The 25627-nt window shown below is 49.5% G+C and carries 23 protein-coding genes; 14 read left to right on the top strand and 9 right to left on the bottom strand.

Annotated features, from left to right (window positions below; translation table 11 throughout):
- Nucleotides 1-42: 42 nt before the first annotated feature.
- From NC981_RS20180 to NC981_RS20160, 5 genes are read left to right on the top strand one after another with little or no spacing between them, the layout of a single operon-like run.
- A complete protein-coding gene (locus NC981_RS20180) occupies nt 43-1188 on the top strand; it encodes an NAD-dependent epimerase/dehydratase family protein (RefSeq protein ID WP_348244577.1) in 1146 nt (381 codons plus the stop codon).
- On the top strand, nt 1188-2525 hold the full coding sequence (locus tag NC981_RS20175) for a UDP-glucose/GDP-mannose dehydrogenase family protein (protein WP_348244576.1): 1338 nt from the start codon (nt 1188-1190) through the stop codon (nt 2523-2525). The genes NC981_RS20180 and NC981_RS20175 overlap by 1 nt, the downstream gene beginning before the upstream one ends.
- A gap of 3 nt (nt 2526-2528) precedes the next feature.
- Nucleotides 2529-3845, top strand: a complete 1317-nt coding sequence (locus NC981_RS20170; RefSeq protein WP_348244575.1) for a DUF4910 domain-containing protein — start codon at nt 2529-2531, stop codon at nt 3843-3845.
- A gap of 42 nt (nt 3846-3887) precedes the next feature.
- Nucleotides 3888-4676, top strand: a complete 789-nt coding sequence (locus tag NC981_RS20165) for a glucose-1-phosphate cytidylyltransferase (RefSeq protein WP_348244574.1) — start codon at nt 3888-3890, stop codon at nt 4674-4676.
- Between the two features lie 22 nt (nt 4677-4698).
- Nucleotides 4699-5352 (top strand): PIG-L deacetylase family protein, encoded by a 654-nt coding sequence (locus NC981_RS20160; RefSeq protein ID WP_348244573.1) that lies wholly within the window; start codon nt 4699-4701, stop codon nt 5350-5352.
- A gap of 59 nt (nt 5353-5411) precedes the next feature.
- On the opposite strand, the gene NC981_RS20155 is transcribed toward NC981_RS20160, so the two are convergent.
- Complete coding sequence (locus NC981_RS20155; RefSeq protein ID WP_348244572.1) at nt 5412-7061, bottom strand: Ppx/GppA phosphatase family protein; 1650 nt, start codon at nt 7059-7061, stop codon at nt 5412-5414.
- A gap of 182 nt (nt 7062-7243) precedes the next feature.
- Between NC981_RS20155 and NC981_RS20150 the strand changes: the two genes are divergently transcribed.
- Nucleotides 7244-8143 carry a 4-hydroxybenzoate solanesyltransferase gene (locus tag NC981_RS20150; protein ID WP_348244571.1) on the top strand — a complete coding sequence of 300 codons (900 nt, stop codon included), beginning with the start codon at nt 7244-7246 and terminating at the stop codon, nt 8141-8143.
- Here NC981_RS20150 and NC981_RS20145 read toward each other — a convergent pair.
- From NC981_RS20145 to NC981_RS20130, 4 genes are all read right to left on the bottom strand, one after another.
- Nucleotides 8140-8766 carry a DUF6391 domain-containing protein gene (locus tag NC981_RS20145; protein WP_348244570.1) on the bottom strand — a complete coding sequence of 209 codons (627 nt, stop codon included), beginning with the start codon at nt 8764-8766 and terminating at the stop codon, nt 8140-8142. The genes NC981_RS20150 and NC981_RS20145 overlap by 4 nt on opposite strands.
- A 112-nt stretch (nt 8767-8878) precedes the next feature.
- Nucleotides 8879-9652, bottom strand: a complete 774-nt coding sequence (locus NC981_RS20140) for a hypothetical protein (protein ID WP_348244569.1) — start codon at nt 9650-9652, stop codon at nt 8879-8881.
- Nucleotides 9653-9816: 164 nt separating this feature from the next.
- The gene (locus tag NC981_RS20135; RefSeq protein ID WP_348244568.1) at nt 9817-10590 is read right to left on the bottom strand and encodes an RNA polymerase sigma factor SigF; all 774 of its coding nucleotides are present in this window, start codon (nt 10588-10590) and stop codon (nt 9817-9819) included.
- Nucleotides 10591-10982: 392 nt separating this feature from the next.
- The gene (locus tag NC981_RS20130; RefSeq protein ID WP_348244567.1) at nt 10983-11810 is read right to left on the bottom strand and encodes a photosystem II manganese-stabilizing polypeptide; all 828 of its coding nucleotides are present in this window, start codon (nt 11808-11810) and stop codon (nt 10983-10985) included.
- Nucleotides 11811-12086: 276 nt separating this feature from the next.
- On the opposite strand from NC981_RS20130, the gene NC981_RS20125 reads away from it, so the two are divergent.
- Nucleotides 12087-12446 carry a hypothetical protein gene (locus tag NC981_RS20125; protein ID WP_348244566.1) on the top strand — a complete coding sequence of 120 codons (360 nt, stop codon included), beginning with the start codon at nt 12087-12089 and terminating at the stop codon, nt 12444-12446.
- A 59-nt stretch (nt 12447-12505) separates the two neighbouring features.
- Here the strand turns inward: NC981_RS20125 and psbM are convergent, their stop codons facing one another.
- Together psbM and NC981_RS20115 are read right to left on the bottom strand one after the other, a co-directional pair.
- Nucleotides 12506-12622: a photosystem II reaction center protein PsbM gene (gene psbM, locus NC981_RS20120; protein WP_190375257.1), complete on the bottom strand. Its 117-nt coding sequence runs from the start codon at nt 12620-12622 to the stop codon at nt 12506-12508.
- 48 nt (nt 12623-12670) lie between these two features.
- Nucleotides 12671-12958: a 2Fe-2S iron-sulfur cluster-binding protein gene (locus NC981_RS20115; protein ID WP_348244657.1), complete on the bottom strand. Its 288-nt coding sequence runs from the start codon at nt 12956-12958 to the stop codon at nt 12671-12673.
- Nucleotides 12959-13403: 445 nt separating this feature from the next.
- Here NC981_RS20115 and psbB point away from each other — a divergent pair, with 445 nt between their 5' ends.
- The 7 genes from psbB (at nt 13404) to NC981_RS20080 (ending at nt 21463) form a co-directional block, all read left to right on the top strand.
- Complete coding sequence (gene psbB, locus NC981_RS20110) at nt 13404-14936, top strand: photosystem II chlorophyll-binding protein CP47 (protein ID WP_348244565.1); 1533 nt, start codon at nt 13404-13406, stop codon at nt 14934-14936.
- A 64-nt stretch (nt 14937-15000) separates the two neighbouring features.
- Nucleotides 15001-15096 (top strand): photosystem II reaction center protein T, encoded by a 96-nt coding sequence (locus tag NC981_RS20105; RefSeq protein ID WP_006635641.1) that lies wholly within the window; start codon nt 15001-15003, stop codon nt 15094-15096.
- 106 nt (nt 15097-15202) lie between these two features.
- Nucleotides 15203-15793 carry a GNAT family N-acetyltransferase gene (locus NC981_RS20100; protein ID WP_348244564.1) on the top strand — a complete coding sequence of 197 codons (591 nt, stop codon included), beginning with the start codon at nt 15203-15205 and terminating at the stop codon, nt 15791-15793.
- Nucleotides 15794-16018: 225 nt separating this feature from the next.
- Nucleotides 16019-17590: a bifunctional pantoate--beta-alanine ligase/(d)CMP kinase gene (locus tag NC981_RS20095; protein WP_348244563.1), complete on the top strand. Its 1572-nt coding sequence runs from the start codon at nt 16019-16021 to the stop codon at nt 17588-17590.
- Between the two features lie 182 nt (nt 17591-17772).
- Complete coding sequence (locus NC981_RS20090; RefSeq protein ID WP_348244562.1) at nt 17773-19950, top strand: M48 family metalloprotease; 2178 nt, start codon at nt 17773-17775, stop codon at nt 19948-19950.
- 579 nt (nt 19951-20529) lie between these two features.
- Nucleotides 20530-20982 (top strand): RNA-binding protein, encoded by a 453-nt coding sequence (locus NC981_RS20085; protein ID WP_190375263.1) that lies wholly within the window; start codon nt 20530-20532, stop codon nt 20980-20982.
- Nucleotides 20983-21061: 79 nt separating this feature from the next.
- Complete coding sequence (locus NC981_RS20080) at nt 21062-21463, top strand: hypothetical protein (RefSeq protein WP_348244561.1); 402 nt, start codon at nt 21062-21064, stop codon at nt 21461-21463.
- 27 nt (nt 21464-21490) lie between these two features.
- Here NC981_RS20080 and NC981_RS20075 read toward each other — a convergent pair whose 3' ends face one another.
- Both NC981_RS20075 and NC981_RS20070 read right to left on the bottom strand, forming a co-directional pair.
- Nucleotides 21491-22705: a PQQ-dependent sugar dehydrogenase gene (locus tag NC981_RS20075; protein WP_348244560.1), complete on the bottom strand. Its 1215-nt coding sequence runs from the start codon at nt 22703-22705 to the stop codon at nt 21491-21493.
- A gap of 53 nt (nt 22706-22758) precedes the next feature.
- Nucleotides 22759-25557, bottom strand: a complete 2799-nt coding sequence (locus NC981_RS20070) for a PAS domain-containing protein (protein WP_348244559.1) — start codon at nt 25555-25557, stop codon at nt 22759-22761.
- Between the last annotated feature and the right edge of the window lie 70 nt (nt 25558-25627).

Below are 25627 nucleotides of genomic sequence, written 5' to 3'. Positions count from 1 at the left end.
GGAATAAGTAGTGTAGGCGCGAGCCTTAATCAAGAGCGATTAATGAGTAATCAAACTAAGATCCAGCCCAAAACTCAACTTCGAGCAAAAGACATCATTGCTGAAGACCTAGACTATATCTGTGGCAACCTTACTGAAGAGTTTGGCACGATGGCAGGCAAAAACTTGCTGATCACAGGCGGTGCGGGTTTTCTAGGCTATTACTTTGTGCAATCGGTTCTGCACTGGAATCAAAAGCACGAGCCAGACCAACAGATTCCTTTGACCGTTTATGACAACTATTCGCGAGGCGTACCTGCTTGGCTAACGGATCTCAAAGATGATCCAACTCTAACGCTGCTCAAGCACGATATGACGCAGCCATTACCCTCGGATATGGGTGATTTTCAATACATTATTCATGCGGCTTCGATCGCATCTCCTACGTTCTACCGTAGAGACCCGATCGGCACAATGGATGCCAATGTGAATGGACTCCGCAACCTGCTGGAATACTTTAAAAATCAACGAGATCAAGGCAAAGAAGTCGGTGGCTTTTTGTTCTTCTCTAGTAGCGAGATCTACGGCGATCCCACACCAGAGAACATTCCCACACCCGAAGACTATCGCGGCAATGTGTCCTGTACTGGGCCTCGCGCCTGCTATGACGAGGCGAAGCGCTACGGTGAAACGCTGTGTGTGAACTTCGCTCAGCAATATAATCTACCGATTAAATCAGCCCGCCCATTTAACAACTACGGCCCTGGATTAAAGATTACCGATCGTCGCTTGCTCCCCGACTTTGCGCGTGACATCTTCAGCGGTCGGGACATTACAATGCTGTCTGATGGTTCACCAAAGCGCACATTCTGCTATTCTGCAGACTCGATCACAGGCTACTACAAGGTCTTAGTCAAAGGTCATGCGGGTGAAGCGTATAACATCGGAATCGAAACGCCTGAGATTTCTGTTGCAGAACTTGCAGAAAAAGTGGTTGCAATCTCCAAAGAATTGTTTGGGTACGAAGGTAAAGTCGTTCGTAAGATTAGTGAAGACAAAGACTATTTGGTAGACAATCCGAATCGTCGCTGTCCGGTGGTTGAAAAAGCTCGAACTCATCTGGGTTACAATCCGACCATTTCGATCGATGAAGGACTTCGACGATCGCTGATCTGGTATCAAGACAACCAAGAAGCGGAGGACGCATAATGCAAGTTTCGATCATTGGAACGGGTTATGTTGGCTTGGTTTCGGGCGTTTGCTTTGCTGAGAAAGGGCATCAAGTGTACTGTGTTGATGTGGATCAATCCAAGGTTGATTTGATTAATCAGGGCATTTCTCCTTTCTATGAGCCTGGACTGAACGAACTGTTAGAGCGCAACATTAACACTCGCCTCAAAGCAACCACTGATTTTCGGCAAGCGATTCTTGAAACGGAGCTTTCTTTGATCGCAGTTGGAACTCCTTTCGACGGCAAAGAAGTTGATCTCACTTACGTAAAGCAAGTCGCACAGCAGATTGGTGAAGCGCTGAAAGAGAAGTCTTCCTATCATTTAGTTGTGGTTAAAAGCACGGTTGTTCCAGGAACGACTGATCAAGTGGTGCTACCAATTCTCGAAGCGGCTTCGGGTAAGAAAGCAGGTGTGGATTTTGGAGTGGGGATGAATCCAGAATTTCTCACCGAAGGAGAAGCGATCGATGACTTTATGTATCCCGATCGCATTGTTCTGGGTGGGATTGATGAGCGCAGCATCGATCAATTAGATGCTCTCTACACCGGATTTGAAGGAGTCGATCGCTTACGCACGAACAATTCAACCGCTGAGATGATCAAGTACACCTCCAACTCATTGTTGGCACTGCTAATTTCATTCTCAAACGAGGTTGGCAATCTCTGTTCTGCGATCGGCAACACTGATATTGTAGAGGTGATGAAGGGTGTACATAACAGTCGCTACTTGACCACGGTACTCCCGAACGGAGAGCGAATTGTTCCACCGATTACCAGCTTTCTCGCCGCAGGTTGCGGATTTGGTGGAAGCTGCCTACCCAAAGATGTTAAGGCTTTGATTGCTCATGGCGAGAAATATCAAAGTCCAATGCCCTTGTTAGACGCTGTTATTCAGATCAATCAGGCGCAACCTCAGCAAGTGATCGCGAGACTCAACAAACATTTCCCGTCACTTGATGGCGTGAAAATTGCAATCTTGGGACTCTCCTTCAGACCCAATACGAATGACATGCGCGAAACGCCAGCAATCCCATTGATCAAGGCACTCAAAGCGCAAAATGCAGCACTCAAAGCCTACGACCCGGTTGCAATTCCCGAAGCTGCAAAACTACTCAAACCAGAGGATGTAGAACTCTGTGATAGCTTACCGTCGGTGCTTGAAGGCGTTGACGCGATCGTGCTAGTCACACGCTGGGATGAATTCCGCGCTGTTCCTGAACTGATTGCTGAATTCGACCCGCAGCCTGTCTTTGTGGATGGTCGTCGGATGTTAGACAAGCACTCGATTCAGCGCTACGAAGGCATTGGGCTTTAAGCAATGAACATTACTGATCTCAAAACAGTTCTCGACTCTCAGGCGATCGGTGAAGATCTCCATCGCTTTGCTGCTGAATTGTACCCCATTTGTCGCAGCATCACAGGCGACGGCTTTCGGGAAACCCTGCGTCAAATCGAACGCTTTATCCCCCTAAAGCGATTTGAAATCCCAACCGGGACACAGGTCTTTGATTGGACAGTTCCACGGGAATGGAATATTCGCGATGCTTATGTGAAAAACTCACGCGGCGATCGCGTCATCGATTTCCAACAGTGCAATCTACATGTGGTTAACTACAGCATTCCAGTGCATCAAACAATGTCATTGGAAGAACTAAAGCCGCATCTGTTCAGCCTGCCCGATCGCCCGGATTGGATTCCCTATCGCACGTCTTACTACAAAGATACCTGGGGGTTCTGCCTCACTCACAAGCAGTTACTTGAACTACCAGAGGATCAGTATGAAGTTTTCATTGATTCGACCCTAGAAGCGGGAAATTTGACTTATGGTGAGTATTATCTACCTGGGGAAATTGAAGATGAAGTTCTGATTTCCTGTCATGTTTGCCATCCGTCCTTGGCAAATGACAATCTATCGGGAATTGCAATCGCCGTCCATCTTGCAAAGTCCCTAAGTGAGATTAGGCATCGCTATTCCTACCGCTTCATCTTCATTCCAGCGACGATCGGATCAATCACCTGGCTCAGTCAAAACGAAGACCAGGTGCAGCGGATCAAACATGGTTTAGTTTTAAGCTGTTTGGGCGATCCGGGTAAGTCAACCTACAAGAAAAGTCGGCGGGGAGATGCAGAAATCGATCGCATTGTCAGTCATGTTTTGAAGCATTCTGAGCAAGACTACAACATGATTGACTTCTTCCCCTACGGCTATGATGAGCGGCAGTTTTGCTCACCCGGGTTTAACTTACCTGTTGGATGCTTGATGCGATCGCCAAATAGTAAGTTCCCTGAATATCACACCTCGGCTGACAACCTCGACTTCATTCGACCTGAATCTCTCACTGATTCTTTTTTGAAATGTTTGAGTGTGTTGAGTGTGTTGGAGCATAACAAGGTCTATCTCAACCAGAATCCGAAGTGTGAACCACAGCTAGGGCGACGAGGATTGTATCGATCGATCGGCGGCGCTTCTGGAACAGGACTGAATGAGCTTGCCCTGTTATGGACATTGAATCTATCTGATGGACAGCATTCATTGTTAGACATTGCAGAGCGATCGGGCTATGAGTTTGACACCATTAGGCAGGTTGCAGAGGCATTGATTGAAACCGAGCTGTTGAAAGAAGTGGCTATCTGACGGGATTGATTTGTAAAAGCAAAAATAGAGAGGGAAATCTGCATGAAAGTTGTTTTGTTTTGTGGCGGTCTAGGCACTCGACTGAGAGACTACTCGGAAAAGATTCCGAAACCCATGGTCAACATTGGGTATCGTCCGATTCTGTGGCACTTGATGAAGTATTACGCTCACTATGGTCACAAAGATTTCATCCTCTGTCTTGGCTACAAAGCAGACTACATCAAAGAGTATTTCCTGAACTATAACGAATGCCTCTCGAATGACTTTGTTCTGTCGGCGGGGGGTAAGCAAGTTCAGATGATCGGCAGCGACATTCACGATTGGAGAATCACCTTCGTTGACACCGGACTCAATTCCAACATCGGACAGCGTCTCAAAGCAGTTGAGAAGTACCTAGAAGGCGAAGAAATGTTTCTGGCGAACTACAGCGACGGTTTAAGTAACCTGCCGCTCGATGACTTTGTTAACCATTTCATGCGCCATGACAAAGTTGCAAGCTTTCTATCAGTAAAGCCGACTCAGACCTTCCATGTGGTTTCAACAGAAGAAGATGGATTGGTAAAAAGCATTGAGCATGTGAACAACGCAGATTTACGAATCAATGGTGGCTTCTTTGCGCTTAAAACTGAGATTTTCAGATATATGCAACCCGGTGAAGAATTGGTGATTGAACCCTTCCAACGCCTGATTGAAAAAGAACAATTGGTCGCCTACAAGTACGATGGCTTCTGGACTTGCATGGACACCTTCCGCGACAAGCAGAATCTTGATGACTTATACACTCAGGGCAATCCACCTTGGGAAGTTTGGAAGACTCGTAAAGTGATGTAGTCATTAATCTGGGAAGATGAAAATGCTGAAACTGATGTTCGATCGCGGCAAAGATGCTGAATACCGTATTCTTTGTCTTGGCGCTCATTGTGATGATATTGAGATCGGCTGTGGAGGAACTATTCTGAAGCTGATCGAAGAGTATCCAAATGCTGTGTTCTACTGGGTTGTGTTTAGCTCTAGTGAGATTCGATCGAAAGAAGCATTTGCGAGTGCCGATCGATTTCTAGCAGGTGCGAAAGTTGAGAACATTGTGGTGAAAAACTTCCGCAACAGCTTCTTTCCCTATGTGGGAACCGAAATCAAAGACTACTTCAACGAACTCAGCCAAGCATTTTCACCGGATCTAATTCTGACGCACTACAAGCATGATGCTCACCAGGATCATCGGGTCATTTCGGATTTAACCTGGAATAGCTATCGGAATCACCTAGTCCTGGAGTACGAAATTCCGAAATACGATGGCGACATTGGTAATCCAAATTTCTATGTTCCCTTGAGCGAAGCAGTTTGCCAGCGTAAAATTCAAACGCTGATGGAGGTGTTTGAAACTCAAAAACAGCGACAGTGGTTTACTGAAGATACGTTCCAAGCAATCTTACGGTTGCGAGGTATTGAAGCCAATTCCTCCAGTAAGTTTGCGGAAGCGTTTTATAGCCGAAAGTTAGTGTTTTAAACATTCTTGTTTTGAGAGATAGAGGCGATCGTGAGTAAACTCGATCGCCTCTATATAATTTATGCACTCACCTGCAACACAGGCGTAAGCTTCACACCATATTCCGTCTCAAAGCTTCCCTTCTTGCCTGCTAAGCTCCAAAGTTCCAACTCACAAGGATCATCGAAATTCGATGGTTTAACTAACAATCGCATTTCTCTTTGGTCTAAATTGAACTGGCATTGAATGGATTGAATTGCTCCAATTTGACGACGATCGAGCGCCACCGCCAATCGTAACAGTGGATATAACTGCTCGACAACGCGCCGATGTCGCTTACTGGTGAGATTGCGATAAGTTTCGTGACGTTTTTTCGGGCTATTTTTGCGGTGGTAGCGAGCGAGATTCGCGATCGTTTCGATCTCCATCTCTGTAAATCCTAGCAACTCCGCATGGCGAATTAGATAATAAGAATGCTTGTGATGCGAAGAATGCGAGATGTGATGCCCACAGTTATGTAAGATCGCCGCCGCCCAAAGCAGCATTCGCTCCTCATCCCCCCAAAAATGCAGTTTCTCCTGCGTTTGATCAAACAGACTCAGCGCAAATTCTGCGACTCGCTGACTATGCTCTAGGTTGACTTGATATTTCTGAGTTGCTTTGAAGATACTGCGCTCGCGGACAGATCCCTGATAGCGCAAACGATCTTCAATCAGCCCATGCGCGACCATCCAATCGACGATGACTCCTTCTCGTAGCGATCGCTCACAAATGACGATCGATTCTGCTTTCAACTGAGTCATTACTTCCTGCAAAATCATCGCTCCAGGCAGGATAATTTCAGAGCGTCGCTCTGATAATCCTGGAATTGCCAAGCGCTCTGCCAAGGTCATTTTTCGCAAGCGGTTGATCCAATCTTTCAAATCTTTCAGCGATAATTCACAACCATTGAGCGGCACTGGAACCGCGCCAAACTTCTCGCGAGCATTTAACGCCACCAGTGTCTCGATCGTTCCCGATGTCCCCACAAGGCGCGGACGTTCTCCAGGATTGAGATGCGCTTGTAGATCTTCAATCGATCGTTCCAGCATTCCGCGAATATAAGCTTGCAGCCCAGCAAACTCAGTCACACTGATCGGGTCAGTTTTAACCTGCTCAGCCGTAAGCCGAACCGCGCCAACCTTGGTACTACTAAGCGTTCTTGGCTCATGGCCATCGCCCAAAATTAACTCAGTCGAACCGCCGCCGATGTCCACAATCACGTGCGGCTGATTGTTGAAACTCATCGCTGACAGCACACCGAGATAGATTCGCCGCGCTTCCTCGGCTCCGGAGATTAAATTAATCCACAGCCCTAGCTCGTTCTCGATGCGCTGTAAAAATTCTTGTCCATTTGGCGCTTCTCGTACCGCACTGGTCGCCACTGCAATCACCTGCTCAGCGTTCAAGCTCTTCGCAACTTCCTGACAGCGCTTCAGCGCAACAAACGCCCGATCCATCGCTTCGGCTGACAGTTCGCCCGTTTTCTTACAAAAATCGCCCAGACGCACCGTCGCCTTTTCCCGACCTACGATCGTAAAGGTCGGAATGTCTGACTGAATCCGGGCAATTACCATGTGAATTGAATTCGTTCCGACATCAATTGCTGCCAGAACGCGATCGCGATCCGATGGAACTGTAGGCAGTGTCACCGGATTCTCTTGAGGAGGGTTCGAGATGGAATTAACCATGAGCATTAAAGCGTACTGCGACCTAATGTTTCTACGAGCGAGAGCACCGAATATTCAAACCGCGATCAGACAAGTCAAACCATTTCTCAGATTAAGGTTTTATCGCAACTCCTAAGTCAGTCAACCGATTTTTTAGGCAAAAACCACGCTAAGGTCTTTTTATAGACTTGCGATCGAACTTTATGTGGACTCAGCCAAAACCCTCTTCAGAACCAACCTGGCTCACCATTGCACGACTCCTGCGCTGGCACAAACCCGAAGGGCGTTTGATCTTAATGATTCCGGCACTGTGGGCGGTGTTTCTCGCAGGACGAGGAACGCCACCCTGGTTATTAGTAGTCATCATTATTTTAGGCACTTTGGCAACCAGTGCGGCAGGTTGTGTGGCAAATGATCTCTGGGATCGCAATATTGATCCACACGTTGAACGCACCCGCGATCGTCCCTTGGCTTCACGAGCGCTCTCCGTAAAAGTCGGGATCGTCGTCGGCTTGATTTCGCTGCTGTGTGCCGCAGGATTAGCGCTATTTCTCAACCCGCTCACATTCTGGCTTTGTGTCGCTGCCGTTCCCGTGATTCTCCTTTACCCTGCTGCTAAGCGAGTGTTTCCTGTGCCGCAACTGGTGTTATCGATCGCGTGGGGCTTTGCCGTTTTGATTAGCTGGAGTGCGGTGAGTTGTAGCGCGACTTCAAACACGGCTTGCCTCACCCAATCGATGTGGTTACTCTGGGGCGCAACGGTGCTTTGGACGTTGGGATTTGATACGGTGTACGCCATGTCCGACCGCGAGGACGATCGCCGCATCGGAGTCAAGTCCAGCGCTTTATTTTTTGGACGGTATGCTCCTTATGCGATCGCCGCTTTCTACACGGGAACAGTGGTCATTTTGGCAAAACTGGGAGCCGTGATGCAGTTGAATCCCTGGTATTGGAGCGCATTAGGACTCAGCACGATCGCGTGGGCATGGCAATCGCACAAACTGATCCAACTCTCAATTCCCCATTCATTCTATGCGTTTAGCTTCAAGCAAAATGTTTGGATTGGTTTTCTCTTATTAGCTGGAATGATTGCTGGAAGTTAATCGATCCACTCTGTCCGAACAAAATGAGCGGGGCGACCCCAACCATCTTGAACGACAGAGACTTCGCGCACTCTCAGGTTAAACGGAATTGCAGTGGTAACATACTGCTGCACAAACCGCCCTAATTCCGGTGCAATCTGCGAAGCGGTTGTTGCTGCGACTCCTAAGCCCAATAGCTGCTCGATCGGGTTGCGCGGTAAGAGCAAGTGAATTCCGAGCGCGATCGAGGCGGTGAGCAGCATTCCCACTGAAAGATTTGTCCCACAACGCGGGTGAACCGCCAAGTTCCATTCCCCATGGGTAATACGCTCTAGGGCTTGATTCACCGATCGTTTAACCTCAACCGTATCCGCCTGACCATATAAATAAAATCCTTCCTCAGTCGATAATCCGCCTAGCCCACTATTATCTGTCCAGTCAGGTGGCGCAATTCGCCGATCGGGCAAACCACTTAAAATCCAGACCGTTGCGTGTTCAAGCGCATGAACCTGCCGCACCATCAGCGTTTCTCGCAGTCCAGGAATAAATCCAATCTGCTGAAGCAACTCCGTATCTTGAGACGCTTGGGGAGTTGGGAGCAACGAACTCAAAAATTGATCCAATTCAGAAACATGTGCAGTCATAACCCAACAACTTCGGAAGCCCGCGCTAGAGAATCAGTGCTTCAACTCTAGCGCTTGTCTCCCGAAGTTGACTGCAAGCTGTTGCAAATTGTAGCGAGTCACTGCTAAATAATTAACCAAACAATCGAACAGTCAGCAAGGCCGCAGTGGGTTGAGTCCCAGAACCCCCAACAGAGCGCGCCACCTCGACACCATTTTGCTCCAGAATCACAATGGGTTCAGATCCGCTATTCATTTCGACCCGCTTGATCAAGACCTGCCCATTTGCAATGCGCTGTCCCACTTGAACATAGCGACTGGTTGCTTCATTCGGAGCCTGCACGATCACCTGCGGTACACCACCAACGACCACGACACCCGTAATTTGCACTCCCTTTGCTAAGCTCGAATCAGGCAGCGGCGGAAGCGGACGAATCGGCGATTGCGGCTCTGGTTTCGGTAAAGTCACAGTTGGTCGATTCCTTGGCTCGGATTTCACTGGCGGCTGTGGAGTGGGAGTAGATCCCGTTGGCTGTGCTGTAGATGGCGGTGCCACCGGAACCTTGAACGAAACAAGGGGCGGGACACTCGAAAACGGATCTTTCCCGCTACTGATGCCGCGCTGAACTTGTTTCGCTCGCTCTAATGGATCAGTCGATTGCAGTAGACCCGCAATTTTGTTTCCTGATTGTGCACCTTCCAATTTTGCTGCGTCTTTAGCAGGGACGGTTGGCTTGGCAAACGCCTGAGCAGGCGTGGATGGGTTAGCTGCGGGCGAAGGATTAACCGTCGCAGTTTCCTCGCCCGTCGTGCAGCCGCTCAGCCAAAGCGTAAACGCACCCACACAAAGAATCAGCATTCTGCTTGGAAGATTCCCCGTAACTTGCTTTGTGAACCGCTTGCTCATGATCACTCCCAAAATTCGACTTAGAATTAGCCTCGATCACGGTTCACAGCCCAAACTTAAATGACCCGCAATGGAGAACGATTCGTGTGATGACAGTGTGCCCCGATTTCGCTCAAGAGCCGACTCGCTAAAAAAAATTGCGTGAATTTTCGTAGCTTTCTTGCTTAAGCCTCAGTACAAACCATGATGGCTTGTAACTTTTGTAGCCCTTTTTTCACTTGGCGAGAGACGGTGACGGCGCTAATTCCCAGGCGTTCTGCGGTTTCTTTCTGAGTTAAATCGTAGAGAAAAACGAACTCCAAAACTTCACGGGTTCGCTGTTCTAACTGCACCAAGGCTTGCTGAAGCCGAAGGCGGTCTTCCTGAACGAGTTGAAAACTGCGATAACGGGTATCGGGAACCAGATCTCCTAGGGATGCAGTCCCCTCTTCGTCACCGATGGGGGTATCTAGGCTAAGCAGGGCGCGATTTTGACCCGCTAATCGAATTTCCTGCCACTCTTCGATCGCAATATCCAACGCCGCCGCGATTTCAGTATCAGTCGGGGGTCTGCGATGTTGTGCCTGAAATTCTCGAATGATCCAGACCGCTTGGCGTTGCAGCGCTTGCCAACGGCGCGGAATTCGCACCGAGGGGCTTTTGTCGCGCAAATAATGTTGAATCTCGCCCCGGATGTAGGGAATTGCAAACGAGCTAAAAGCGTGTCCTTTCGACATATCAAATCGCTCGATCGCCCGAATTAATCCAATCGATCCAACCTGAAGCAGATCGTCGTAGCTTTCCGTACACTGATTCACCCAATGGTGCGCTTCTTTCCTCACCAGCCCAATATTCAGTTCAACTAGTTGATTGCGGATAGAAGCCGATGCCGACTTCTGATACTCACGGAGCAGTTGTAACGTTTCGTTTCTTAAATCGGTAGAGACAAGATTAGGCATGACGAATTTCAGTGATGAGCTTACGCTTAAGAAGGTGTCAAACCCGATTTTTTGCTGCTTCTGCTGAGAGCTGTGATGGTAGAAATCACACCCAGAATGCGATCGGAGAGATGAGAACAAAAGCTTTAAGCAAGTCGTTGAAACTGCTAGATTTTTGCTCTTCTCTTGGTGACAAATCAAACTTATTTCTTTGATCGAATTGCGTACAACTGCATTTCCACGGAACGTTAGCCCACGGTGATTTGAATCACTTTATGAATAGATTCTGAACAAACGTGAGAATTGGATTTTACAAAATTAAAATACGCAAAAAAATGGGGCAGCTTGCCCCAAGACGTGAATGGCTCTGAAAAAGAGCGCGTTAAATTGGCAATTCCTAGACTAGCGGGAATCTAAGCAGCAGGCGCAACTCGTGCGTAGAACAAGCCGCGAATCTTCACTTCGCTGGCTTCACGGGATCCCATGTCGGTCTCAGATGGCTGTTCACTCTCGAACGTTCCGGCAATCTCGCCAGTTGCGCTGTCGATTTTTGCCACTTGTAGCGAAATTGCACCCTTGTCAAGCTGGAAGCGTTTGACGTTCTCTTTTCTCAACTCTTCTGAGTCTGCTGAAGCTGGAAGCGCAACTGCATTATCGTAACCGGTGGTCAAACCGCGACCTTTCGGGTCGAGGAAGTTAGAAGTCCGGTAAGACGGAACGCGGAAGTTTCCAGTAAAGTCGGTTGAAGTGTTGATCGTGGACGAACCCGGCGCAGTCGTTGCCACCAATCCTTTAATGGTGAACAAGAAGGGAACCCGTTCGCCACCTGGTAGCTGAACAGTAATCGCCTGAAAGTCTAGACCATCTTCTTCTACAAAAGTCAAGCTACCATCTGTGTTTGCCGTCAATGTTCCTGACACCGCATCGATCGACGAGGTGTAGCGGGTCATCACTTTCGCGGGAACAAACTCAGCTTCACGGCGCTTGTTGCCCAACTCTTCTTTGACAAAGTAAGTGGTGGGCTGGAGGCACAATCCGGTGATGCTGTAGGATTTGCCGTTTTCGATCGCGATCGAGCCGCGGGATGTTTCCTCAATTTGGGGGCAGCTATTGGCTAAGCCTGTGCCGCGAATTTGCTCGTAGGTCAATCCTTCCGTACTGGTAGCAGTAGCGTCACTACAAGCCGTTAGAACACTCAGGCAGAATGCCAGCAGTGTCACAATCAATGCGCGATACCTCATGGTCAACCTCAAAGTAATGTAAAAATTCTGTCAGGGTGTTTTGGCACTGCTGTCAGATCTCATCGAGTTTCTATAAATTCTGGTGTGGTTCAATCGAACCTCTCATAGCATTTTACAGATATTCGTAAACATTTTAAGAATCGAAGACGATCGCAGATTGCACGGAAGGAATTACAGTGCTGGGGGCAGCAGTCTCGATCGCCAAAAAGCGGTACGGTATTAATGCCTTTTTCCGGTTATCAGGTTATCAGTAGACGCGCCTGAGGAGCGACCCGTATGGATCACGATGCGATGATGAGAGATTACGCCAAGAGTAAAGCTGATGAGATTACTGCGAGGTCGTTAGAACTTGACGAGCTAGCGCGGACGGTTCGCTCGATCTCGGAGCGTTCAGCCGGAGACGGACTCGCGCTTCTCGCTTTGCTGAGGGTGCTTGAAATCCTCCATCGCGAAATCCGAGAAGGCTTGTTTCAGGAGGCACTGCCTAGTAATCGTCAGGCACTCTATAGTTTATTGAAAGATATTGAAGCGACGGGGGGATGGCCCTATATCAATCGCATGCCGCTTCAAGAGTTTCTGCGAAATCTGATTGTCGAAATTGTCGAAGAGGACACCTGCTCTGAAACCGAAAGATAGGCAAAAAGCGCCAAAGATGCTTAATCTTCAGCGCTTTTTCTGAGTGAAACTGTAAAGTTTTATTGCTCGTCTTTGGGCTGGCGGCTGGCGGTTTGGATATAGAGAATCAGCAGAAACACGCTCGGCACAAGCACAAACAGAATCGACGCAATAAATCCCAAATCATTAACTTGCATAAAGCACGACCCCTTTTAAACTTGGCATCAACACTTTCTAGAATACCACTAAGGCTTGGTCTTAACGCTGACTGCCCCGTTGACTAGGGCTTGACAAGCCAGGCGATAAGAAGCGGGTTTTTTCTTTAATTTGCGCTCCTCGAATGCGGTGCGCGGCGAGAGATTTTCCATACCTTCAATCACTTCGACAATGCAAGTGCCACATTGACCGCTGCCGCCACAGTTCATTAACTTGCCGCCAAAGGTGTAGAGATCGACTTGATTTTCGATCGCTTTAATCCGCAGATTCGCGCCTTGAGCCGCGACCACTTCTTTACCTTCTTTGACAAAATTGATGCTGGCAGACTGGAATGCGGGTTTCGGTGACTCCTGAACGACAGCTTCTTCAACGGGTTGGAGATCGGTGTCTGCTGGTTGCATAGTCTTCCTCTTGAAGAGAATTTGTAGATTGATTGGCACTCAAAATGCTTTCTTTAGTTGTACCTCATTTCATTCAAAAATTAAGAAATATTAATAAGTGAAAAGCAAGAATTGGAAGGAATTTCAGACGATCGCGATTCGCTTGCAATCGCTTCTAACACTGGTTACACTTCTTTATACACTTTCATTTTTTATCAATCCCTTGTCATGGTCGCGATTCAACGTTCTTGTGAACGGCTGGAGCGCAGAAACGGCGGGGTTACGGGATGCCTTGTCTGGTAAAGTTACCAATATTAGGCACTTTAACAAAAGGCTGAAAGAAGCGTTGCAGTAGACGTAATTTAGAGGAGGAGAGTAGTCAATGGGACTACCCTGGTACCGCGTACACACAGTTCTGGTGAATGATCCGGGACGGTTGATTGCGACTCACCTGATGCACACCGCACTGGTAGCAGGTTGGGCAGGATCAATGGCGCTCTATGAGCTTGCCATTTTTGATCCGAGCGATCCAGTTCTGAACCCCATGTGGAGACAAGGTATGTTCGTGCTGCCGTTTATGGCAAGACTCGGCGTAACCTCTTCCTGGGGCGGTTGGAGCATTACGGGTGAAACCGTCACCGATCCAGGCTTCTGGTCGTTTGAGGGCGTTGCGGCTGCCCACATCGTTTTATCGGGCTTGCTGTTCTTGGCAGCTTGCTGGCATTGGGTTTATTGGGATTTGGAGCTTTTCCGCGATCCGCGCACAGGTGAACCTGCGCTCGACTTGCCGAAAATGTTCGGAATTCATTTGTTCTTGTCGGGATTACTTTGTTTTGGTTTCGGTGCGTTCCACTTGACGGGCTTATTTGGTCCCGGAATGTGGGTGTCTGATGCCTATGGTGTAACGGGTCACGTTCAGGCTGTCGCGCCTGAATGGGGGCCGGCTGGATTTAACCCGTTTAATCCGGGTGGAGTTGTGGCGCACCATATTGCAGCGGGCATTGTCGGCATTATTGCAGGCTTATTCCACCTCAGCGTTCGTCCGCCTGAGCGTCTCTATCGCGCTCTAAGAATGGGGAACATCGAAACGGTGTTGTCGAGCAGTATTGCAGCCGTGTTCTTTGCGGCATTTGTGGTTGCAGGAACCATGTGGTACGGCAACGCAACCACTCCGATCGAGCTTTTTGGCCCAACGCGCTATCAGTGGGATAGCAGCTACTTCCGCCAAGAAATCGATCGTCGCGTTCAAAATGCGGTTGCAGATGGCGCAAGTCTGTCTGAAGCTTACAACCAAATTCCTGAAAAACTGGCGTTCTACGATTACGTCGGTAACAGCCCCGCGAAAGGTGGCTTGTTCCGTACCGGTCAGATGAACAAAGGGGATGGAATCGCTCAGACTTGGGTCGGACACCCGGTATTCAAGGATGGCGAAGGTCGTGAATTGTTTGTCCGTCGCTTGCCGAACTTCTTCGAGAACTTCCCTGTGATTCTCCAAGATAGCGATGGCGTGATTCGTGCGGACATTCCGTTCCGTAAGGCTGAGTCGAAGTACAGCTTTGAGCAAGCTGGCGTAACTGTTAGCTTCTATGGCGGTAAGCTGGATGGGCAGACCATCAGCGACCCGGCACAGGTTAAGCGTTATGCGCGTGCTGCTCAGTTAGGCGAACCGTTTGAATTCGATCGTGAAACACTGAACTCGGATGGTGTATTCCGCACCAGCCCGCGTGGATGGTTTACGTTTGGTCATGCTGTGTTTGCGCTGTTGTTCTTCTTCGGTCACATTTGGCACGGATCTCGGACGATCTTCCGGGATGTGTTTGCTGGAGTTGACCCCGATCTGTCGGAAGAACAAGTTGAATGGGGACGTTTTGCGAAAGTGGGTGACAAAACCACTCTTCAGAGAACAGAAGCTTAATTGGCTTCACGGGTCTAGGCGATTCGCTTAGACCCGACACAGCTCTTTATCTTGGGACACCATCATGGAAAGTGTTGCATATATTTTGATTTTGGCTTTGGCGATCGGCGTTCTGTTCTTTGCGATCGCCTTTCGGGAACCACCGAGAATTGGCAAGTAATTTCACGATGACGAGAAGAACCCGCTTCAGACCGAGGCGGGTTCTTTTTTGCGACGGTTTCGGACAAGCTGATTTAGGATGTGAATGTTGGGTTTACTCGGTGCTTGTGAGCGTTTCTTCGCGACAAACAGATTTTTCCAGTCCGACTCGCTATTGCGTTCGGGCGGTACAGCCTTCGGATTTGTATGAGATTGCGGGAGTTTTGGTGGATAGTTTTCCGCTGTATCCGTCGTTTTTACCGTGGCTGGCTCCAGTGATTCGAGTCGGGATTCATGAGGATCTAAGGAGCCGAACGCGATTTCCGGCACCGAATTATGTTTGCTTGGTGGCGATCGATACGAGCGATCGAGCAGAGCGATTGGTTGGAACGGTCGAGATTGGATTACGTGGAACGAATCCTTGGCAGCCGCGTACTAATCAGTACATGTATTTGTCGAATCTGGCGGTACGGGAAGACGCGCGACGGCAAGGAGTGGCGCAGCAGTTGTTATTGGCGTGTGAGCCGTATGTCCAAGAGTGGGGCTATCGCGATATTTATTTGCATGTGCTGGAAACGAATGAGGCGGCAAAGCGGCTTTATTTTAAGTTGGGGTATCAGCTAGAAGAGATTCAGCCGAGTTGGGATTGGTTCTTGGGAAAACCGAGACGGATGTTTTTGCGGAAGGAATTGCGATCGCCTGAAGTCAGAGAGCTTTAATTCAGAGATCGGATGCAGGGCCACAATACGCTAGTCGAAATTACCCCACTTCAACTTGAATCTCCAACGAAGGCGTACCAGCGGGAAAGGCGAAAGAAACGAAGCCGAGCGAAAGATTGGATAAGTATTCCGTTTTCGCCTCCGAATTCACTTGGATATACGCAAAAAAATCTGGAGATTCACTAAACTTAGAAAGATCTGTATGAAACAGAGTTAGGAGGGCTTGTGCGCCTGTTTACGACCGTCGCAGGATTGCGGTGCTACTTGAACTTGGCTCAGGGAAAACAACCGATCGCGACGGGTTCCACCGAATCGACGATCGCACGATCAACGATCGGGTTTGTTCCCACGATGGGCGCACTCCACGCTGGACATTTGAGCCTGATTCAACGAGCGCGACAAGAAAATCAAATCGTTGTCGTCAGCATTTTTGTCAATCCGCTGCAGTTTGGAGCAAACGAAGATTTGAGCCGCTACCCCCGCACTTTGGAGCGCGATCGATCGCTGTGTGAAGCGGTTGGGGTTGATGTGATCTTTACGCCTGATGCCGCAGAAATGGGAGTCAGTCCGCCTACTCCGACGAGAGTGCAGCCGTCGATCGAGCTAACTTCTGGGCTGTGTGGGGCGTTTCGTCCTGGGCATTTTGAAGGCGTGGCAACCATTGTGACGAAACTCTTAAATTTGGTGCAGCCCGATCGAGCTTATTTTGGGCAGAAAGATGCTCAGCAACTCGCGGTGATTCAGCAAATGGTGAAAGATTTGAATTTGCCTGTTGAGGTTGTGCCGTGCGCGATCGTGCGGGAATCCAGCGGTTTAGCGCTTTCGTCCCGAAATCAATACTTAACAGATGAAGAAAAAATAAAGGCAACTGCACTTTATCGAGGATTGTCACAAGCTGAAAAACTGTTTCGATCCGGAGAGCGTGTAAGTGCTACCTTAGTTCAGGCAGTGAAACAGGAACTCGAAAAAGTTTCCGAACTGCGACCAGAATATATCGAACTTGTTGATCCGATGACGCTGAAATCTTTAGACTCTGTGACCGATGAGGGTTTGTTAGCGCTGGCTGCGCGTTTGGGTTCGACCCGCCTGATTGACAACTGCGTGCTGCGCGATCGTCGCCCGATGATTGCGATCGATGGTCCTGCGGGAGCGGGAAAATCGACGGTGGCACGGGCAGTAGCGGCTAAGCTGGGCTTGTTTTATCTGGATACGGGCGCGATGTATCGGGCGCTGACTTGGTTTGTGCTGCAATCAGGCGTAGATTTGAACGATGAACCGGCAGTTGCAGAATTGGCGCATCAGTGCGAGATCGATTTTCAAACTGACACGGCAACCCCGATCGTGTTTGTCAACGGTCAAGATGTGACGCAGGCGATTCGGACTCCAGAAGTAACGGCGCATGTTTCGACGATCGCGGCACAGGCGGCGGTGCGGGAAGCGTTAGTGAAGCAGCAGCAGAATTACGGTCGGCGCGGGGGCATCGTGGTTGATGGCCGCGACATCGGAACGCACGTTTTTCCGGATGCAGAAGTAAAAATCTATTTAACTGCTTCGATTCAAGAAAGAGCGCGGCGCAGACAGCACGATCTGAAGACTCTGGGACAGCCAGAGGTGAGTTTGGCAGAGTTAGAAGCCGCAATTTTTGAGCGCGATCGTAAGGACAGCACTCGTGTCATCTCACCGTTGCGGAAGGCGGAGGATGCGATCGAAATTCAATCCGACAATCTGACGGTGGCGGAAGTGCTGCAACGGATTGTCAGTCTATATCAGGAAAAAACGGCACCGGTTTCGATTTGACAATATTATGGGTCGCTGCGGGATTTGGGGTCGTCATAGAGACACGATTAATCGCGTCTCTATGACGACGGATACAACGAGTGGGCGATTTGCCGCATTTGTTTTTTGAATTGGAATTCACACCGACCATTCTTTAAAGATTTCGTTGGGTACTCTAGAAGCGCTGTCGTTCAGGGAACCCTATGTCTTCTTTTTCGGAGTCTGCTTCTTGTCAGAATCAGCTAGAAGCAGGGCTAATGGCGCTTCAAAGCGGGCAGACCGAAAGCGCGATCGTACAACTTAACCGGTGTCTCACCTCTCCCGATCTCAATTCCTCAGATGCTGTCAAAGCCAAAATGGGATTAGTGCAGGCATACGCGCAAAGTGGAGAAATTCAGTCAGCGATCGCACTTTGCCAAGAGCTTCACCAGAGCCACCACGAAAAGGTGCGGGCGTGGGCGACGCAAATGATGACAAAGCTTGCGCCTATTGATCCGGGATTCGTGCCGCTTGATGCCACAGTTCAACCCGTTCGACGCAAACGAGCAACGCCATCTCAGCAAAATGCCGCCACAATTCAAACAGAACCCCTATCAGAGCCAGCTCGACCTGAAACCATCTCAGCTATAACGCCGCACGCCTGGAAAAACGCCGATCGTGCTCAGCGCTGGCATCCCCTTCCTCCGCTCAATCCGATGCGGTTGCGGTGTGCAGAAGTTGGAAGCGCGATCGCGCTCTTTATGACACTGTGCTTGCTCTGGCAAGTAGTAGGTTTCACTTTCTCGCTGCCCCATACAGCAGTAGCACGGCTCTTGCGCTGGAGTATTGCTGCTCCTGATCAAACCATTCCGATCCTGCAATTCGGATTGAGCTTGATGCTCCTATTTTTTGCATCTCCGTGGATTTTGGATGCAGTACTGAAAGGACTGTATGGGCTCAAGCCGCTCTCCACGGCTGCGATCGCTCGTCATAGCGTAGAGGCGCATCGCCTGATTCAAAGATTTGCCCAGCAGGAGAAAATTCCCATTCCCAAGCTCGGAATTTTGCCGACTTCGGTTCCGATCGCGGTTACTTACGGTTGTCTACCTAAATTTGCTCGAATTGTGGTGAGTCAAGGGCTTTTAGATCAGTTAACCGATGAAGAAATTGCAGCAATTTATGCCGGAGAAGTGAGCCATATTGCTCATTGGGATTTTGCTTGGATGTCACTTGTTGCTGTCGTGTTGCAGATTCCTTACTCCATTTATCAATTGAGCGCGATCTCCAGCGATCGGCTCCGAGCCTTGAAGTTAAATCAGGCTTTTGTTTCCAAACTCATTCAAATTGCTGCTGATGTAACAGGGCTAATTTCTGCGATCGCCTATGGATTTTTCTGGGTATTTCGCTGGTCAGGATTATGGCTTTCAAGAGAGCGTATTATCTATAGCGATCGTCAGGCTTGCAGTCTCACAGGCAATCCAAACGGACTAGCACGAACCTTGATTAAATTAACGATCGCGACGACTAAAACCATCAAACACGAAAAGCGAACTTCTTATCTATTAGAGGGTTTTGAGCTGCTTAATCCTGTGAGTTATCGCAGCGCAATTTTATTTGAAGGGCTCTTCGATCGAGTCTCTTTATCGACTTTATTTCAGTGGGATTTTGCTAACTGCGATCGTAGTTTATCCCTGTTGGATAGCCCTCATGCTCTCATGGGAACCCGACTGCAAAAACTGATGAATTGCTGTCAGCAATGGCACCTCAAACCTGAACTCGATCTCGAAACCCTCACCCCCACTAACCGTAAGCAACCCTTACTGCAATTCGCACCCCTGTTTGGTGGTTTAGGCGGCATTGCGATCTCAGCATTACTCTGGCTAATTGCTCACGCTCTCTTTGCCATTGGTAACTTCCGCCTCAATTGGTTAGCCAGCGATTACAGCTTGTTTCCAAGTTTTGGGTGCATTGGATTTGGCATTGGGATGATCATTCGATTTAATCGCTTCTTTCCTGACTCTCAGGACGCACACACCGATCTCGTTCAGCTCCTGACGCAACCCCAGCTCACCCCCCTCGATAGTCCCAGAATTCGACTCGAAGGAACGCTTATCGGGCGCACTGGAGCCAGCAACCGACTTGCTCAAGACCTCCTCCTGCAAACCGAGACCGGATTAATTAAGCTGCACTACTGCTCTCAGCTAGGCGCGATCGGAAATCTACTCTGTTCGCTCCCGCTTGGGCAGCCCGCGATCGTCACTGGATGGCTCCGACGTAGCGCAACTCCCTGGATTGATGTAGACACGATTAAAACGAGATCGTTAATCCGGGCTGGACATCCCGTCTGGTCGTTACTGGTTGCGATCGCGGCAATTCTATTTGGCATCGCTCAGATTCTGTAAAGAATAGTTGCGTTCTCTCTAGACATAGTGTTACATTTCGTTACAAGGAGTCCAGTCCTGAAGTGGCTCAGTCGGTCGTGCATCGACTTACAGAACTTTCAGTATTCGGTATTTCTCCTCCCAACACAGCAAGCTGAACCAGTCGATCGCAGGATCGGCTGGTTTTTGTCTCACAACGGAAGCAAAATTTTGCAGACTCTAACAATTTTCCAGGCTCTAACAATCGAAATAGCACTCAGGAGGGAAATTGTTCAGGTGGCTCGAATCTGAGAGACGAGCATGATACCTTTAAGAGTGGTGCATATCCTTGGGACACAGTGACCAAGTTGCTTAACCTCAAATCCCGCGATCATCGCCCAGCGACAAGAATCGAACCCTATGGAGATTTTCCGGGTTTGGTTTGAAATCTCCGGAGGAAGGGTCAGCAGTGCGATCGTGCTGCTTCATGTAGTCCTGACGAAAGGTGGCAGAAATGTCTGTATCGTCTAACCTGAGCCAAGAAAACGAAAGGTGTAGCTGAGGGATGTGTGGTAAGCGTCCGTACCATGTATTAGGATCAAAGTCTGGAGGTGTCTCGATATGTCAATTCGTCTATATGTGGGCAATTTGCCCGAAGATTTAAGTCGGCAAGACCTCGAAGCTGCATTTGCGGATGCAGGAGAAGGAGTCTCCGCCAAGCTGATCACCGATCGCAAAACCGGTAAATGCCGCGGTTTTGGCTTCGTCACCGTCAAATCTGATGAATTGGCGGATCAATTCATTGAGAAATACAACGGAGTCAGCATCAAGGACAACGCGATCAAAATTGAAAAAGCGTTGCCTCGATCGAAAGACAAAGCTGATGAACCCGCAGCAGCACCCGTCGCGTCGGCCGGTGGAAAGCGCAAAGGCGGCAACACGAACAACAACAACAAATCGCGCCGCACCACCACTTCTACTGCTGATCCTGACTCGGTTCAACCCGATCCGCGCTGGGCACAAGAACTGGAAAAACTCAAACAAATGCTGGCAACTCAAACGACTAATTCATAGAATTTGCGATTCTCCGCCGCATTTCGGTTTGAGTGACGGGAACCCTAATAACATTGCGTTGTGATAGGGTTTCGTTTGAATGAAGCGTTTGAACAATCAAGCATTTTACATCCTCCAGACTGAGGTTCGACGATGTCTTGGTTCGTGTAAGATTGGGCAAGTTCAGTTTGAGCTTGCCCTTCGTCGTTTGGAGAGATTACGCCTCCGGTCGGGAACACCTGCAACCGAGGCAGAATTACGAGACGCGATCGGCGATTTGATTCCAGATTTTGATTCAAAAATTCTCCGCAAGGCGGCAACAGTAAATCGCCCCTCGTCGCCGCTGTGGATCAGTTTAAAGCTTGGAACGGTTGCGAGCGTTCTTTCAGCGGGTGGAATTTGGCTCGTCAATCGCCCGATTCCGTGGATTCGTTATCCGGTCATGGAGGCTGCTCCATTTCTGCTTACACCGAGCTACATGGCGATGAGTCGGACAGGTTGAAGGTCATACCCATCGAACTTGCGCTTTTTAGCTCCCTGGCGGCTCTAGTCGAATTAAACGCCCGTCTCCTGATCCGTCCGTAAGAACATACAGCAATCCATCGGGACTCTGCCGCACATCGCGTACTCGCTGCCCGATCGCAATCCTCTGCTGCCCTCGCACATTTCCCGTTTCATCAAGATCAATGCGCCGTACATCTTGAGACACCAATCCGCCCGCAAACAAATCACCTTTCCAAGCCGGAATGCGATCGCTCGTATAAAACGCCAATCCCGAAGGAGCCGTTGCCGGAGTCCAAACGACTTTCGGACTCACCATACCGGAGCGCGATCGCGCTGTCGAAATCTCCCCGCCAAAATATTCTCGGCTATAAGTCACAACGGGCCAGCCGTAATTCTTACCTGCTTGCGCTAGATTCAGCTCATCACCGCCCCGCGCCCCATGTTCAGTTGCCCAAACTCGCTGCTTGAGCGGGTCAAACGCCAACCCTTGAATATTGCGATGTCCATAGCTCCAGATCGCTGGATCTGCGGTTTGATTCGTTGCAAAGGGGTTATCACGTGGCGCTGAGCCATCGTCATTTAGCCGCACAATCTTACCGAGGCGACTGCGTAAATTTTGCGCCTGCTTGCGAATCAACTCACCCTCTAGCTGAACGGGCGGATTACCACCATCGCCGATCGCGACCAGCATTGTGCCATCCGGTAGCCAAAGAATCCGCGACCCGAAATGCTGTCCGCCGGATTTCGCTTGCTTCACTTCAAAAATCACGCGCAAATCCCGCAGCGCTTTGCCATCAAACGTGGCTCTCGCTACACGAGTCCGATTTGCGCTCTGAGTTCCATGCGAATAAGTTAAATACACCCAGCGGTTTTGGGCAAATCGGGGATGAATCGAGACATCCAGCAGACCGCCCTGACCTGCTGACATCACTTCTGGAACTCCCGCGATCGGAGTCGAATCTAACACGCCATTTCGCACCAGCCGTAGCCGTCCGGCTTTCTCGGTAATCAGCATCGCGCCATCGGGAAGCCATGCCATACTCCACGGGCGTTCTAATCCTGACACGATCGTTGTTTGCTGAAATCCTTGAGGCGTTTGGGCAGAAGATATCTGAGCAGCATCTGAGGGGCTTTGAGCGGGCGCAACCGTATTCGCGGCAGTTAGGGAGCAAGCGGTCATCGCAAATCCTAGCAAACTGATTCCTGCGCTGCGCCTTAGTTGCTCGGTCGAAAACTTCATAGCCGTATTCCTTATGCGTCGGTAGTCGTTGCTGCCATTCTAGTCTGGGAGCTTTAACTCTGGGAATCGCGAGCAGCGCTTTGCTGAACTAGCTCCAGCACGGCTGCAACGAGCGCTTCTGGCTGGATTGGCTTTGCAAGATGCTGCTGAAATCCAGATTCAAGGGCTTGTTGGCGATCGAACTCCTTCGCATAAGCGGTCAGCGCGATCGCAGGAATTGCAATCTTCGCGGCGCGAACGGCTCGAATGAACTCATAACCCGTCATTTCTGGCATTCCAATATCACTCAGGAGAATGTCAGGTGGAGCTTGCTTAACCAAAATCAACGCTTCAAGGGCTGAGTCAACCGTGATTACGGTCGCGCCGTTTGTTTCTAATAAGAAGGTGAGAAATTCTCGTGTGTCAGCGTTATCATCGACGATCACTGCTCGAATCCCGCCCAAGGGTACATCCACCGTAGGAGGCGTGACAGGTGTAGAAGCAACCGCTTCCTCTGGAACTTGCGGAAGTAATGGCAATTGCACCGTAAACGTTGCGCCTTGATTTTCTCCCTGGCTTTCGGCGGAAATCGTGCCGCTGTGTAATTCCATGATTTGACGAGCGATTGCTAACCCCAATCCTAAGCCGCCAAACTTGCGAGTAATTGAGCCGTCCTCTTGCCGAAAGTGTTCAAACAGATGAGGCAAAAAGTCTGGGCGAATTCCAATTCCTGTATCCGTAATTTGCACCTGAGCCTGATGCTCGATTTGCGTCAGATGAATCGTCACTCTTCCCGCTTCTGGGGTGAATTTCACAGCGTTGGAGAGCAAATTCCAAAACACTTGCTGCAATCGTCCCGCATCCCCAAACACAAAGTAATCTTGGCGATCAGATTGCAAGTCAAAGGTGATTTGTTTGGCTTCGGCGGTGAGTCGAATCGTCTCTGCAGCGGCTTGAATCACTGAGGCAACATTGACAGGGTAGCGGTTGAGGCTGAGCTTACCGCGCATAATGCGAGAAATATCGAGCAGATCATCGATCAGTTGGGTTTGAAGTTTGGCGTTGCGCTCGATCGTATTCAGTGCCTCTGCGGTTCTTGCAGGATCTAAGCGCCCGTTTTGTAACAGTCTAATCCAGCCCAAAATGGGATTCAGGGGCGTTCTTAGTTCGTGAGAGAGAACTGCGAGAAATTCGTCTTTGAGGCGGTTGGCTTGCTCTGCGGCTTCGCGGGCAGCTTGCTCTTGCTGAAATAGGCGTTCTCGTTCGCGCTCGAATTGTACTCGTTCGGTGATGTCATTCGAGATGCCAATTAAGCCAATCACTTCTCCTGTTTCATTGCGATAAGGCGTTTTCGTTCCCAAAAAAGTGCGAATGCCATCGGGAGACTCTTCGACGACTTCGGTTTGTCCGGTGGTCATGATGCGCTGGTCGTTTTCTGAGACGATCTCACCGAGTTCGGGTGGAGAGTAGATTTCAGAGTCGCGATATCCGATCACCTGATCTGCCGTCTTACCTAACGTTTCTAGCGTGGCAGGATTGGCATAGATAATTCGTCCGGCTCGGTCTTTGACAAAAATCGGCGTTGGAGCGGCGGCGTTAATCACATTCAAAATGGCGTTCTTCTGGCGCAGTTCCTTCTCGGTGCGCTTGCGATCGGTGACATCTCTAAACAAAATCGCGACTTTGCGCTTTTCGGGTTCCTCGACGCGAAACGCATAGACATCAAACCAGCGGTTCATCGATTCAGAACCATTTTCAAACCGAACGGGTTCTCCAGTTAGCGCCACTCTGCCATAAATCTCAAACCAATGACTCTCAAGATCAGGAACGAACTCACGTATTGTTTTTCCGACTGCATTCTTGAGTCCGGCTTGTTGCTCAAAGATTGGATTGACTTCGACAAAGCGATAATCGATCGCTTTGTCAGCGTCGTCGAACAGGAGTTCAATGACGGCAAAACCTTCATCGATCGAGTTAAACAGCGATCGATAGCGTTCTTCGGATTGTCGTAGGGCTTCCTCTGCTTGTTTGCGTTCGGTTTCTCGCTGCTTGAGTGCGGTGATTTCCTGCACCACGACATTTACGCCCAAAACGTGATCGTCCTCGCTTTTAAGAGGGTAAAAGCTCGATAGCCAAGTTCGCAGCACTCCAGGCTGAGCCGGATTCATGCCGCTCACTTCCAGATTAAGAATAGGTTTCTCAGTCTCGATCACTTGTCGGTAGATTGGTTCTAGCTGATCTGCAAGTTCTGGAAGCACCTCGCGCACCGTTCGTCCGAGGTGCTGCTGGATTGGAACGCCATTAATTTCTGCTAATTGTTGATTGATCCGCACATAGCGCAAGTCGGTATCGTTAAAGCACAGTCCTACAGGCGCAGTGGCGTAAATTGCCTCAATTTCGGCGCGTCGGTGCTGAGCCGTTTGCCGCTGCTGAAGCTGAACGGCTTCTGCTGATTTTTGTGCGGTCACATCTTGAAAGTACACCGCAAGCCCGGAGACGATCGGATAGGCGCGGACTGTAAACCAAGCATTCAAGGGTGGATAAAAAGCCTCCAGGCTCACCGTGATTCGTTCAGCCAAAGCCCGCCGGTATTCTTGTCCAAATACACTGTCTTCCGCTTCAGGGAATACTTCCCAAATGCTTTTCCCAATGAGGTCTGCTTTTGAGCGATTCAGAACCTGTGTGGCTTGAGAATTGACATAGGTAAAGCGCCATTGTTGGTCAAGCGAGAAGAACGCATCGGAAATGCTTTCGAGAATGTCGAGAATTTGCTGTTGGGGGGGCTGAGACTGACGATCGAGCGAAATTAATCCGAGGCGCTGCCGAATTCGACGAATGATAGCGGAAAAGACAGAGGACGGGCGAATCGTCATAACACAGGCACAAGAGTCGCTCAGTGTAGATATACACCAAAGATAAAGCGGTCTCGTCGCCTTAAAGAAA

Origin of the sequence: Leptolyngbya sp. DQ-M1, from assembly GCF_039962505.1 — a bacterium.
Taxonomy (GTDB): domain Bacteria; phylum Cyanobacteriota; class Cyanobacteriia; order Leptolyngbyales; family Leptolyngbyaceae; genus Leptolyngbya.
The sequence above is the reverse complement of the archived record's forward strand: the minus strand, read 5'-3'. Positions and strand labels throughout refer to the sequence as shown.